This is a genomic window from Nocardia fodinahabitans, assembly GCF_052983615.1.
Map to the genome: position 1 here is coordinate 6765286 of NZ_JBRJJC010000001.1, position 11813 is coordinate 6777098.

The 11813-nt window shown below is 69.3% G+C and carries 14 protein-coding genes; 12 read left to right on the forward strand and 2 right to left on the reverse strand.

Translation table 11 applies throughout. The features are described 5' to 3' along the window. The first annotated feature begins 13 nt into the window (after positions 1 to 13). From NV348_RS31965 to NV348_RS31990, 6 genes are read left to right on the forward strand one after another with little or no spacing between them, the layout of a single operon-like run. Entirely contained in the window at positions 14 to 877 is an 864-nt protein-coding gene (locus tag NV348_RS31965) for an ABC transporter permease (RefSeq protein WP_447150205.1), read from the forward strand. After that, the gene (locus NV348_RS31970) at positions 874 to 1629 is read left to right on the forward strand and encodes an ABC transporter ATP-binding protein (RefSeq protein ID WP_447150206.1); all 756 of its coding nucleotides are present in this window, start codon (positions 874 to 876) and stop codon (positions 1627 to 1629) included. Before NV348_RS31965 ends, NV348_RS31970 begins: the two co-directional genes overlap by 4 nt. Continuing rightward, the gene (gene fdxA / locus NV348_RS31975) at positions 1626 to 1961 is read left to right on the forward strand and encodes a ferredoxin (protein WP_447150207.1); all 336 of its coding nucleotides are present in this window, start codon (positions 1626 to 1628) and stop codon (positions 1959 to 1961) included. Before NV348_RS31970 ends, fdxA begins: the two co-directional genes overlap by 4 nt. Beyond that, on the forward strand, positions 1958 to 3313 hold the full coding sequence (locus tag NV348_RS31980) for an FAD-dependent oxidoreductase (protein ID WP_447150208.1): 1356 nt from the start codon (positions 1958 to 1960) through the stop codon (positions 3311 to 3313). Before fdxA ends, NV348_RS31980 begins: the two co-directional genes overlap by 4 nt. An 11-nt stretch (positions 3314 to 3324) precedes the next feature. Further along, positions 3325 to 4488, forward strand: a complete 1164-nt coding sequence (locus NV348_RS31985) for an Mrp/NBP35 family ATP-binding protein (RefSeq protein ID WP_447150209.1) — start codon at positions 3325 to 3327, stop codon at positions 4486 to 4488. Positions 4489 to 4541: 53 nt separating this feature from the next. Continuing rightward, the gene (locus NV348_RS31990) at positions 4542 to 5372 is read left to right on the forward strand and encodes an IclR family transcriptional regulator (protein WP_447150210.1); all 831 of its coding nucleotides are present in this window, start codon (positions 4542 to 4544) and stop codon (positions 5370 to 5372) included. 4 nt (positions 5373 to 5376) lie between these two features. On the opposite strand, the gene NV348_RS31995 is transcribed toward NV348_RS31990, so the two are convergent. Continuing rightward, positions 5377 to 7071 carry an FAD-binding dehydrogenase gene (locus NV348_RS31995; RefSeq protein ID WP_447150211.1) on the reverse strand — a complete coding sequence of 565 codons (1695 nt, stop codon included), beginning with the start codon at positions 7069 to 7071 and terminating at the stop codon, positions 5377 to 5379. A gap of 95 nt (positions 7072 to 7166) precedes the next feature. Here NV348_RS31995 and NV348_RS32000 point away from each other — a divergent pair, with 95 nt between their 5' ends. Both NV348_RS32000 and NV348_RS32005 read left to right on the forward strand, forming a co-directional pair. Then, positions 7167 to 7382, forward strand: a complete 216-nt coding sequence (locus NV348_RS32000; RefSeq protein ID WP_447150212.1) for a hypothetical protein — start codon at positions 7167 to 7169, stop codon at positions 7380 to 7382. 274 nt (positions 7383 to 7656) lie between these two features. After that, on the forward strand, positions 7657 to 8229 hold the full coding sequence (locus NV348_RS32005; RefSeq protein WP_447150213.1) for a cutinase family protein: 573 nt from the start codon (positions 7657 to 7659) through the stop codon (positions 8227 to 8229). An 18-nt stretch (positions 8230 to 8247) separates the two neighbouring features. Here NV348_RS32005 and NV348_RS32010 read toward each other — a convergent pair whose 3' ends face one another. Then, positions 8248 to 8850, reverse strand: a complete 603-nt coding sequence (locus NV348_RS32010; RefSeq protein ID WP_447150214.1) for a TetR/AcrR family transcriptional regulator — start codon at positions 8848 to 8850, stop codon at positions 8248 to 8250. Between the two features lie 142 nt (positions 8851 to 8992). Between NV348_RS32010 and NV348_RS32015 the strand changes: the two genes are divergently transcribed. The 4 genes from NV348_RS32015 to NV348_RS32030 are packed head-to-tail and all read left to right on the forward strand — an operon-like array spanning position 8993 to position 11755. Then, positions 8993 to 10219, forward strand: coding sequence for an alkane 1-monooxygenase (locus tag NV348_RS32015; RefSeq protein ID WP_447150215.1), 1227 nt, complete (start codon positions 8993 to 8995; stop codon positions 10217 to 10219). After that, positions 10219 to 10395 carry a rubredoxin gene (locus NV348_RS32020; RefSeq protein ID WP_447150216.1) on the forward strand — a complete coding sequence of 59 codons (177 nt, stop codon included), beginning with the start codon at positions 10219 to 10221 and terminating at the stop codon, positions 10393 to 10395. Before NV348_RS32015 ends, NV348_RS32020 begins: the two co-directional genes overlap by 1 nt. Beyond that, the gene (locus tag NV348_RS32025; protein ID WP_447150217.1) at positions 10392 to 10574 is read left to right on the forward strand and encodes a rubredoxin; all 183 of its coding nucleotides are present in this window, start codon (positions 10392 to 10394) and stop codon (positions 10572 to 10574) included. The genes NV348_RS32020 and NV348_RS32025 overlap by 4 nt, the downstream gene beginning before the upstream one ends. After that, positions 10571 to 11755: an NAD(P)/FAD-dependent oxidoreductase gene (locus tag NV348_RS32030; protein WP_447150218.1), complete on the forward strand. Its 1185-nt coding sequence runs from the start codon at positions 10571 to 10573 to the stop codon at positions 11753 to 11755. The genes NV348_RS32025 and NV348_RS32030 overlap by 4 nt, the downstream gene beginning before the upstream one ends. Positions 11756 to 11813 lie beyond the last annotated feature (58 nt).

The window sequence follows — 11813 nt, forward strand, 5'->3', positions numbered from 1 at the left end:
CAGGAGGCTCACCATGACCGTTTCCGCCGAACCCCTCGCCGCCCCGGTCGCGGCACCCGACACCGTCGCGCCCCGCGCGGAGTCGTCCACCCGTTTCACGATTCCCCGCAGGGCGCGCAAGACGGCACTGACCGCCGTCCCGTTGCTGGCGCTGCTGCTGGCCTGGCACCTGCTCACCACCTACCAGGTGGTGCTGTGGTTGCGCTTCGACAAGATCCCTACGCCCACCGCGGTTTTCGACTCGTTCCGCACCCAGCTGGGCGCGGCGAGCTACTACCGCGACATCGTCGCCAGTACCCGGCGCATCCTGGCCGGCTTCGGCCTGGCAACGGTGTCCGGCGTCCTGGTCGGGATGGCGGTCGGCCGCTCGGCCCTGGTCAGCGGCCTGGTTCGGCCGGTGCTGGAGGTCTTCCGGCCGATCCCCGCGATCGCACTGGTGCCGCTGGCGATCCTGCTGTTCCCGACGGGGGAGCAGGGCATCGTGTTCATCACCTTCTTCGCCGCGTTCTTCCCGGTGGCGGTCAGCACCATCCACGCCATGCACGCGCTGCCCCGCGTGTGGGAGGAGGCGGCGCACACCCTCGGCGCGCGCCGGATCGACATCCTCTTCCAGATCGCGCTGCCCGGCGCGCTGCCGGGCATCTTCTCCGGCCTGTCCGTCGCGATGGGCGTGGCCTGGATCTGTGTGATCAGCGCCGAGATGATCTCGGGACAATTCGGGATCGGCTATTTCACCTGGCAATCCTACGGGTTGCTGGACTATCCGGGCGTGATCGTCGGCATGCTCACCATCGGACTGCTCGGCTGGTTCACCGCCTGGCTGGTGGAACTGGCGGGGCGCCGGGTGAACCGGTGGCTGCCGAGGGCCCAGCGATGAGCGCCGGCGCCGCGGTGCGGCTGGCCGGTCTGCGCATCGCCTACGGTGCGAGCCTGGCCGCCGAGGTGGATCTGGATATCGAGGCCGGACAGATCGTCGTCCTGCTCGGCCCCTCGGGCTGCGGCAAGTCCACGGTGCTGCGCGCCATGGCCGGCCTGCTGCCCCCGATCGGCGGCACGGTCTCGGTCGACGGCGGGGCGGCGGCACAGCACTGCTCGATGGTGTTCCAGGAGGACGCGCTGCTGCCGTGGCGCACCGCCCGCCGCAATGTCGAATTCGCGCTGAAGCTGCGGGGCGTCGCCCGCCGGGATCGCCGCGGCGAGGCGCAGGAACTGCTGAACCTGGTGGGGCTCACCGACTTCGGTGATCATCTGCCCGGCGCGCTGTCGGGCGGGATGCGACAGCGGGTGCAACTGGCGCGGACGCTGGCCGCGCAACCACGGGTGCTGTTGATGGACGAGCCGTTCGGCGCGCTGGACGCGCAGACCCGCGCCGACATGCAGCGGCTGCTCATCTCGGTGTGGCAGCAGCGGCGGACCACGGTGCTGTTCGTCACCCACGATGTCGACGAGGCGCTGCTGCTGGCCGATCGCATCGTGCTGCTCACCCCGCGTCCGGCGCGCATCCAGCGGGTCGTCGAGATCGACTCACCCCGCGCGCCCGGCGCCCGTTTCGAGCCCGAATTCGCCCGTCTGCGTTACGAAATCCTCGCCGCGCTCGGCGAGCCGAACGAGAAGGAACTACAGCCATGACCTTCGTCATCGGAGCCGCCTGCGTGGACGTGCTCGACCGCGCCTGCGTGGAGGAATGCCCGGTCGACTGCATCTACACCGGTGACCGGATGGCCTACATCCATCCCACCGAGTGCGTGGATTGCGGTGCGTGCGAACCTGTCTGCCCCGTCGAAGCGATCTCGCTCGCCGAGGACATCCCGGCGGGGCAGGAGGGCTTCGTCGCGGCCAATGCCGCCTTCTTCGACGTGCCGCTGCCCGGTCGCGACGCCGCGCTCGGGTCGCCGGGCAGTGCCGCCGTGGTCGGTGATCTCGGCGTCGATACGCCCTTCGTCGCGGAGTACCGGATATGACGGTCGCGAATCCTCCACTGCGCGTGGCGATCATCGGGGCCGGACCGGCCGGTATCTACGCCGCCGACGCATTGATGAAGTCCGATGCCGATGTCAGCATCGACCTCTACGAGCGCATGCCCGCGCCCTTCGGTCTGATCCGCTACGGCGTCGCCCCCGATCACCCGCGCATCAAGGGCATCATCACCGCCCTGCACAAGGTCCTCGACAAGGACCAGGTGCGCCTGCTCGGCAACATCGACTACGGCACCGACATCACCCTCGACGACCTGCGCCAGTTCTACGACGCGGTCATCTTCTCCACCGGCGCCAACGCCGACCGCGCCCTGCCCATCCCCGGCATCGACCTCGACGGCTCCTACGGTGCCGCCGACTTCGTCTCCTGGTACGACGGGCACCCCGACGTGCCGCGGTCGTGGCCGCTGGACGCGGAGAAGGTCGCCGTGCTCGGCGTCGGCAACGTCGCCCTCGACGTGGCCCGCGTGCTGGCCAAGACCGGTGACGAGCTGCTGCCGACCGAGATCCCGCCGAACGTCTACAAGGGTTTGAAGGCCAACAAGGCCGTCGAGGTCCACGTCTTCGGACGCCGCGGCCCCGCCCAGGCCAAGTTCACCCCGCTCGAGCTGCGCGAGCTCGACCACTCGCCGACGATCGAGGTCATCGTCGATCCCGAGGACATCGACTACGACGAGGGCTCCGAAGCCGCCCGCCGCAACTCCAAGCAGGTCGACATGGTCGCCAACACCCTCGAGCAGTGGGCGATCCGCGACCAGGGCAACCGCCCGCACAAGCTGTTCCTGCACTTCTTCGAGTCCCCGGCCGAGGTCATCGGCGAGGACGGCAAGGTCGTCGGGCTCGAGACCGAGCGCACTCAGCTCGACGGCACCGGCAACGTCAAGGGCACCGGCGTATTCAAGCGGTGGGACGTCCAGGCCGTCTACCGCGCGGTCGGGTATCGCTCCGGCGAGGTGCCCGATCTCCCGTTCGACGTGGACTCCGGCACCATCCCCAACGCGGCGGGCCGGGTCCTCGCCGACAGCGAACCGCTGCCCGGCGTGTACGTGACGGGGTGGATCAAGCGGGGACCGGTGGGCCTCATCGGCCACACCAAGGGCGACGCCAACGAGACCGTCGCCTGCCTGCTCGAAGACCGGCAGGCACTGGCCCGCCCCGCCCACCCCGACTCCGGCGCGGTCCTCGCTTTCCTCATGGGCGCGGGCATCCCGTTCACGACCTGGGAGGGCTGGTATCGCCTCGACGCTCACGAGCGCGCGCTGGGTGAGCCGGAAGGCCGTGATCGGGTCAAGGTCGTCGAACGCGCGGACATGCTGCGCGCCAGCCTCTGCCGGTGAAGGACACACCCATGCCCTTGCGAAGCACGCCTACCGAAGCGCAGATCATCGCCGCTCTCGGCGACGTCCACGATCCCGAGATCGGCCGTCCTCTCACGGAACTGAACATGGTCGAGGCCGTCGATGTGGACACCAACGGCCATGTCGGCATCCGTGTCCTGCTGACGGTCGCCGGCTGCCCGCTGCGGGCGACGATCAGCGAGGACATCCGGGCCGCCGTCACCGTGCTCCCCGGCGTCACCGGCGTCGACATCGAGTTCGGTGTGATGAGCGAGGACCAGCGCCGCGCGCTGCGCGTCCAGCTGCGCGGGGCGGAATCGGAGACGGTGAGCGGGCTCGCCGCGCCGGATTCCCCGACGACGGTGTACTGCGTCGTCTCCGGGAAAGGCGGTGTCGGGAAGTCCAGCGTCACCGTGAATCTGGCGATCGCGCTGGCCCGGCGCGGCCTGCGCGTCGGCATCATGGACGCCGACGTGCACGGACATTCGATCCCCGCCATGCTCGGCGTCACCACCGGTCCGACGCTGGTGGAGCGAATGATGATGCCGCCCACCGCCTTCGGAATCCGGGTGATCTCCATCGGTATGTTCGCCGAGGGCAACACACCCATCGTCTGGCGGGGCCCCATGCTGCATCGCGCGTTGCAGCAGTTCGTGCACGATGTCTACTGGGGCGACCTCGACGTTCTCCTGATCGATATGCCGCCCGGCACCGGTGATATCGCGATCTCCCTCGCCCAGCTACTGCCCGCCGCCCAGCTTCTGGTCGTCACCACACCCCAGCGCACGGCGGCCCGCATCGCCGAACGGGCGGGTGCCGTCGCCGCCCAGACCGGGCAGCGGGTGGCGGGCATCATCGAGAACATGTCCTGGTACGACACTCCCGACGGGATCAGGCACACCCTGTTCGGCGCGGGCGGGGCCACCGCCGTGAGCCGGGCGCTGAGCACCCTCCTCGACACCTACTGCCCCGTGCTCGGCCGGATCCCGTTCGATCCCGGCGTCTGCGCGGCGGGCGACGAGGGCGCTCCGTTCACCGATACGGCCCCGGAATCGGCAGCCGCCCGCGCGGTCGCCGAGATCGCCGCGATCCTGGCCCCCACCAGCGCGCCCCTCACCGGCAGGCGGCTGGCCCTGACCCCGATGAACCGCTCGGTACAGCGAAATGGTGCGTAAGCGACACGGACGGCTCTAGTCTGTATCCGCTACACACTGTGGAGGTTGGATCAATGACGGTCGAGATCGTGACCGAGCCGGCGCCGGAGGACCTGTGGGCCGGATCGGGCCGGACCGCCGGGCCGCCGACGTCGATGATCGAGCGGATGACGCTGATCCTCGACGCGTTCGACTCGACCACCCCCACCCTCACGCTGCTGGGCCTGGCCGAACGCACCGGTCTGCCGCGCTCCACGGTGCACCGGATTCTGGACCAGATGATCCGCCTGCGCTGGCTCGCGCACACTCCCGGCGGCTACCGGCTCGGGCTGCGCGTGCTGGAGCTGGGTGGGCTGGCCGCCGAGCACAACGAGCTGCGCGAAGTCGTCGGTCCGCTGCTCTACGACCTGAGCCAGCGCACCGGCCTGATCGGCCATCTCGCCGTGCTCGACGGGCGTGAGGTGCTGTTCCTGGACCGGACGGGCGGACGCAGCCAGGTCGCCATCCCCACCCGCGTCGGCGGTCGGCTGCCCGCGCACTGTACGGCGGTCGGCAAGGCGCTGCTGGCCACGCTCGAACCGGGCATCGCGGAGGCCTCGCTGCGCGGGGTCACCGCGCCGCGCACCGCCCGCACCATCATCGATCGCGCCGAATTGCATCGTGAGCTCGCCCGGATCCGCAATCGGCAGGGTGTGGCCGTCGACACCGAGGAGTCGCTGCCCGGCGTCGGCTGTGTCGCGGTGCCGATCCGCGGCCGCGGTGTCGCGCTGGCCGCGATCTCGTTGTCGGGCACGGTGCAGGGCGACCGCAGCGCCCTCGACACCGCGCGGCTCGCGCGGGCGCTGGCCGAGGTCGCCAAGGAAGCGGCGCGCGCCCTCGGCCCCCGGCACGGCCGCCCCCACTAGCTCGCTACCTGTCGGTCCGCCGCGCCATCGCCCGGCCCGCCGCGCGACCCGAGAAGATGCACCCGCCCAGGAACGTCCCCTCCAGGGCGTTGTAGCCGTGCACGCCGCCACCGCCGAATCCGGCGACCTCACCGGCGGCGAACAGCCCGGGGAACACCTCGCCGTCCGGACGCAGCACCCGCGAGTCCAGATCGGTCTGCAAGCCGCCCAGCGTCTTGCGGGTGAGGATGTTCAGCCGGACCGCGATGAGCGGGCCGTGCGCGGGATCGAGAATGCGGTGCGGCTTGACCACGCGCCCCGCCTTGTCCCCGAAGTACTTGCGGGCGTTATTGATCGCGGACACCTGCGCGTCCTTGGTGTAGGGGTTGGCGACCTCACGGTCCCTGGCCACGATCTGGCGCTCCAGCGCGGCCGCGTCCAGCTTCGGTCCCCGCGCGATGGCGTTCATACCGTCGACGAGTTCGGTCAGCGAGTTCGCGACGACGAAGTCCACGCCGTGCCGCTTGAACGCCTCCACCGGACCCGGCGCGCCCTTGGCGACGCGGCTGCGCAGCGTGAGCTTGAGATCCTTGCCCGTGATGTCGGGATTCTGTTCCGACCCCGAGAGCGCGAACTCCTTCTCGATGATCGTCTGGTCGAGCACGAACCAGGAGTAGTCGTGCCCGGTCGACAGGATCCGACGCATGGTCTCGTTGGTGTCGAAACCGGGGAAACACGGTGCGGGCATGCGGATTCCGTCGGCGTCGAACCACAGCGACGACGGGCCGGGAATGATTCGGATCGCGTGATCGGGCCAGACCGGATCCCAGTTGTTGATGCCCTCGGTGTAGTGCCACATCCGGTCCCGGTTCACCAGCGCCGCGCCCGCCTGTTCGGAGATGCCCAGCATCCGGCCGTCGACATAGGCGGGCACGCCGGAGATCATGGTCTCCGGGCACGGGCCGAGACGGTCGGTCGGCCAGTTGCGGCGGATCAGGTCGTGCGCGTGCCCGATGCCGCCCGAACTCACCAGCACCGATGGCGCGTGGAAGGCGAACTCGCCCACCGGCTCCCGGTTCGAGGCGACCCCGCGCCCGGTGTCGCTGGGGGCCAGGACGCTGCCGCTGATCCCGGTGACCGCGCCGTCGGTGACGATCAGCTCGTCGACCCGGTGCCGGAACGCGAACCGCACCAGGCCGCGGGCCTCCCCGGCCAGCACGGGTTCGAGAAAGACCCGCACGACCTCGGGGCCGGTGCCCCAGGTGAGATGGAAGCGGGGTACCGAGTTGCCGTGCCCGTCGGCCAGCCCACCGCCCCGCTCGGCCCAGCCGACCAGCGGCGTGACGCGAAGACCGAGGGCGTGCAGGTAATCCCGCTTCTCGTCGGTCGCGAACCGGACGTAGGCCTGCGCCCACTGGCGCGCCATCCGGTCCTCGTCCTCGCGATCGAAACCGGCCGAGCCGAGCCAATCCTGCAGTGCGAGTTCGTAGGAGTCCTTGATGCCGAGTCTGCGCTGCTCGGGGCTGTCGACGAAGAACAACCCGCCCAGCGACCAGAACGCCTGGCCGCCGAGGTTGGCGCGATTCTCCTGGTCGACGACCAGCACCTTGCGGCCGGCCAGCACCAGCTCGTGCGTGGCGACCAGGCCGGCGAGGCCCGCGCCGACGACGATCGCGTCGGGAGTGAAGTCGTCGGTGGGCTCTGACACTGTGCTCGACATCCACGGAACGTAGCATTGGTGCGTCGGTGGCCGGGGGCAAGTGTTGGAAAATGCCCTGACCAGCGGCGTTTCGTTCGAGAGAGGTCTGGGAATCCATGAAGGTCCGAACCCGTACCGGTGCCGCCCTGCTCGTGTTCACGGTGCTCGCCGGTCTCGGCACAACTTCCTGCTCGCGTTCGGAGCGGTGGTGCGAGCGTGACCAGGGCGATGTCCTCGTCGAGAACTCCTACTGCGAGCGCGGCGTCCCCGGCTACGAATGGGAGCCCGACCACGACAAGCCCAAGAAGAAGAAAAAGCCCAAGAAGCACTGACCGGCCTGCGGCCTTGCGCCGCAGGATGATCCGAGACCCGACCGTGGCGCAAGAGATGCCGAGTTCGCGTCGAGTCGATGCAGGTCAGCGGGTATCCCACCCTTGAGCACACCGAATACCTTTGCGGTGGACGGTGATCGCTCATCTCCGAAATTTCTCACAACGGCGTGAGTGGGTGGGTGCCATGACCAACCGGAAGGTAATTCGTAACGTCGCAGGACAGACAGCGCGAGCGCTGTCGGTGTTGCTACTGGCCGCGGGGATCGGGACAGCGATGTCACCGGGACTGACGGCGATGGCGCAGAGTTGCGCCACGCTCGACGTCGTAGTCGCCCGTGGCACACAGGAACCCGGCTATCTCGGCTCGGTTGTCGGCGACCCGCTCTACGCGGTACTGAGCGCGCAACTACCGGTCGACACCACCGCCCACCGGGTCGAGTACCCGGCGGATCTGCTGGTGCCCTCCTCGGTCAGCGACGGCACCAGGGCGATGACGACGCATGTGCTCGCCCAGGCCGCGGCCTGCCCCGACCAGCGTTTCGTGCTCGTCGGGTACTCGCAGGGCGCGGCGGTCACGCACGGCGTCCTCGGCTCGCCCGCGATGATGATCCTGCCCGGAATGTGGGTGCTGCCACCGGAACTGTCGTCCCGGGTGGTCGCGGTGCTGCTGTTCGGTGACCCGCTGCGGCTCGTCGGCGGCGCGGTCGCGCCGCTGTACGCCGACCGCACGGCGAACTATTGCACCGCGGGCGATCCCGTCTGCGCGGGCGGGGTGTTCCCGACCGCGCACGGGGCCTACAGCTGGGCCTTCACCAACGCCGTCGGACAGGTCGACGCGCGGCTGTGAGCCCGTTGCCCGTCGTCGTCAGACGGCGGGCAGTACCCCGGACAGGACAGTGCCGATCTGCGCCACCGCGCGGTCGACGCTGCCGGTCGGCTGGAACAGATGACTCAGGGTCAGCCGGACCATGATCTCGACGAACGAGGTCAGCTCGTCGTCGGACAGCTCGGCGAGCCGGTAGTGCTCGCGCACGGTGCCTGTCAGCGTGGCGACCGCGCGGCCGAGCACCGGCTCCGGATCGCTCATCAGCGCGGGCAGCAGTGCGGTGTCGCCGTCCGTTCGGGCCGCGAGTACGGCCTTGATCAGGGTGTTGTCCCCGGCGTTGCGCAGCGCGTATTCCGCGGCGGCGGTCATGCCTGTGATGGCGTCGGTGGGGTGCTCGGCCAGTGTCTCGGCGATGCCGGCCAGGTAGATGCCCAGCTCGCGTTCGATCAGGGCGTCGGCCAGTGCCTGCTTGGTGCCGATTTCCTTGTAGAGGACCGGCCTGCTGATGCCGACCTCCTTGGCCACGCGCGACATGTTGACCGCGCCCCACCCTTCGGTGACGACCATGGTGCGGGCGGCATCGAGCATGCGGTCACGCAACAGCAGACGCATCTCGGCGTGGAAGTTCGGCGATTCGGCCACTCGATCATCGTACATGTGCTATCGAATCTGCCCGTTCATTGACAATTCCTCATTGAGTGTATTCACTGAGAACACATAGCGCTATGTTGTAAACGAAGACGGCAACAACCGAGCCTGTGTCTCGGCGATCAGGAGAATGACAATGACGACATCTCGCATCGACGACCACGAAGGGTCGACGGCGGTACTGCACTGGCGTGACCCCAAGCGCTACCTCTGGCTGTTCGGCCTGATCGCGCCCAGCGCGACGCTGCTGGCCGTCGCCTTCGTCTGGGCGTTCGATCAGCTGGGCTGGACCGCTGTCGCGCCGGTCTGGTGGTGGCTCGGGCCGATCCTGCTCTACGTGCTGCTGCCGATCCTGGATCGCTTCTTCGGCCCCGACGGCAAGAACCCGCCGGAAGAGGCGATGGAGCTGCTCGAGAACGATCGGTACTACCGGTACTGCACCTACGCCTACATTCCCCTGCAGCTGGTGAGCCTGGTGTTCGCCTGCTACCTGTGGACGGCGGGCAATCTGTCCTGGCTCGGCATCGACGGCGGTCTCGGCCTCGTGTCCAAGATCGGCCTGGCCTTCACCATCGGCGCGATGGGCGGCATCGGGATCAACACCGCGCACGAGCTCGGGCACAAGAAGGACGAGCTGGAGCGCTGGCTGTCGAAGATCACCCTCGCGCAGACCGGGTACGGCCACTTCTACATCGAGCACAACCGCGGTCACCACGTGCGCGTGTCCACACCGGAGGACCCGGCCAGCGCCCGCTTCGGCGAATCGTTCTGGACGTTCCTGCCGCGCAGCGTGTGGGGCAGCCTGGTCTCGGCGTGGGAACTCGAGCGCACCCGCCTCGAGCGACTCGGCAAGGGGCCGTTCAGCATTCACAACGACGTGCTCAACGCCTGGCTGATGACGGTGGTGCTGTGGGGGGCGCTGGTCGCGGTGTTCGGCCCGGTGATCCTGCCGTTCCTGCTGATCCAGGCCGTGTACGGCTTCTCACTGCTGGAGACGGTGAACTACCTCGAGCACTACGGCCTGCTCCGGCAGAAGTCCGCGTCGGGCCGCTACGAGCGCTGCACTCCCGAGCACAGCTGGAACTCCGACCACATCGTCACCAACATCTTCCTGTACCACCTGCAGCGGCACAGCGATCACCACGCCAACCCGACCCGGCGCTATCAGACGCTGCGGCACATGGACGGTGCGCCCGAACTGCCCAGCGGCTACGCCAGCCTGATCGGCCTGGCCTACCTGACGCCGCTGTGGCGCAAGGTGATGGACCCGCGCGTGCTCGCGCACTACGACGGCGACATCGCCCGTGTGAACATCCAGCCCGCCAAGCGGGACAAGGTCCTGGCGAAGTACGGAGCGCGCTGATGGCCGCCTACACCTGTCCGGTCTGCGACTACCGCTACGACGAGAGCGCAGGCGCGCCCCGCGAGGGTTTCCCGGCGGGCACCGCCTGGTCCGCGATTCCCGACGACTGGTGCTGCCCGGACTGCGGTGTCCGCGAGAAGCTGGATTTCGCACCGAGCAAGGAGGTGTCGCGATGAGCGACTACAAGCTGTTCCGGTGCGTGCAATGTGGTTTCGAGTACGACGAGGCGCTCGGCTGGCCCGAGGACGGCATCGAGGCCGGCACCCGCTGGGACGACATCCCCGACGACTGGTCCTGCCCGGACTGCGGCGCCGCCAAGGCCGACTTCGAGATGCTCGAGGTGAGTCGCGGATGAGCGGCCGGATCGTCATCGTCGGTACCGGTGTCGCCGGTGCCACCGCGGCCCAGACGCTGCGGCGCGAGGGCTACGCCGGGGAGATCGTCCTCGTCGGCGACGAACCGGACCTGCCCTATCGCAGGCCCGCGGTGTCGAAGGAACTGCTGGCAGGCACCGGCTCGTTCGATCGCGCGGTGCTCAAGCCGGTCAAGTTCTGGATCGACAACCGGATCGATCTGCGCCCCGCGTTCGGGGTGGACGCCGTCGACACCGACCGTGCGACAGTGCGATTGGGTACCGGGGAGGTGCTCGGTTACGACAGTCTGCTGCTGGCCACCGGCGCTCGGGCGCGGTCGATCGACACCGCGTCGACCCGGGTGCACACCCTGCGCACCCGCGCCGACATCGCCGCGCTCCAGGCGGCGATCGCCGCGGGCGGCTCGCTGCTGATCATCGGAGGTGGGTTGATCGGATGCGAGGTCGCCGCCACCGTCCGTGGCCTGGGTGCCCGGGTGACACTGCTGAACGCCGGTCCCGCGCTGATGGATCGGGTGGTGCCTGCGGCCGTGTCCGAGCTGATGCGCCGGATCCACGCGGAACACGGCGTCGTGGTGGAGAACGACGTGGTGACCACCCAGCTCGTCGACGCCGGTGCCGGTGTCACGGCCACCGCCGCGGACGGGCGCACCTGGTCGGCCGCAGCCGCACTGGTCGCTGTCGGTTCGGTCCCGGAGACGGGGCTGGCCGAGGCCGCCGGGATCGCCGTCAACGACGGCATCGTCATCGACCAGCACTACCGCACCTCGGCGGCGGGTGTGTTCGCCGCGGGCGACGCCACCACCGGATTCCATCCGCTGCGTGGCGAATTCGAACGCGGCCAGCACTGGAACTCCGCGGTGACCGCCGGTGCGGCGGCCGCGCTGTCGATCCTCGGGCACCCGGCCACGCCGGCAGAAGTCCCGTGGGGCTGGACCGATCAGCACGGTGTCTCGATGCAGTTCGCCGGGTGGCTCCATCCGCACGACGAGCTGATCGTCGACGGCGACCTCGACGGCAAGGACTTCCTGGCCGTGGCCCTGCGTGAGCAGCGGCCGGTCGGCGCCGTCGCCATGCGCAGGCCCCGCGAACTGCGGGCGATCCGTCCGCTGATCGCGGCGGGGGAGCCGTGGCAGCCGTCGGAGCCGGTCCCCGCGCACTGATCGGGACAACTGTCGCCACCGCGACGAACCGGGCCGCTCACGACCTGATCGTGAGCGG

Coding starts and splice junctions, on each gene's coding strand:
- NV348_RS31970 (WP_447150206.1), top strand. CDS start 874: ATGAGCGCCGGCGCCGCGGTGCGGCTGGCCGGTCTGCGCATCGCCTAC.
- NV348_RS31965 (WP_447150205.1), top strand. CDS start 14: ATGACCGTTTCCGCCGAACCCCTCGCCGCCCCGGTCGCGGCACCCGAC.
- NV348_RS32020 (WP_447150216.1), top strand. CDS start 10,219: ATGGCCGCCTACACCTGTCCGGTCTGCGACTACCGCTACGACGAGAGC.
- NV348_RS31995 (WP_447150211.1), bottom strand. CDS start 7,071: ATGTCGAGCACAGTGTCAGAGCCCACCGACGACTTCACTCCCGACGCG.
- NV348_RS31990 (WP_447150210.1), top strand. CDS start 4,542: ATGACGGTCGAGATCGTGACCGAGCCGGCGCCGGAGGACCTGTGGGCC.
- NV348_RS32030 (WP_447150218.1), top strand. CDS start 10,571: ATGAGCGGCCGGATCGTCATCGTCGGTACCGGTGTCGCCGGTGCCACC.
- NV348_RS32015 (WP_447150215.1), top strand. CDS start 8,993: ATGACGACATCTCGCATCGACGACCACGAAGGGTCGACGGCGGTACTG.
- NV348_RS31985 (WP_447150209.1), top strand. CDS start 3,325: ATGCCCTTGCGAAGCACGCCTACCGAAGCGCAGATCATCGCCGCTCTC.
- fdxA (WP_447150207.1), top strand. CDS start 1,626: ATGACCTTCGTCATCGGAGCCGCCTGCGTGGACGTGCTCGACCGCGCC.
- NV348_RS31980 (WP_447150208.1), top strand. CDS start 1,958: ATGACGGTCGCGAATCCTCCACTGCGCGTGGCGATCATCGGGGCCGGA.
- NV348_RS32000 (WP_447150212.1), top strand. CDS start 7,167: ATGAAGGTCCGAACCCGTACCGGTGCCGCCCTGCTCGTGTTCACGGTG.
- NV348_RS32025 (WP_447150217.1), top strand. CDS start 10,392: ATGAGCGACTACAAGCTGTTCCGGTGCGTGCAATGTGGTTTCGAGTAC.
- NV348_RS32005 (WP_447150213.1), top strand. CDS start 7,657: ATGTCACCGGGACTGACGGCGATGGCGCAGAGTTGCGCCACGCTCGAC.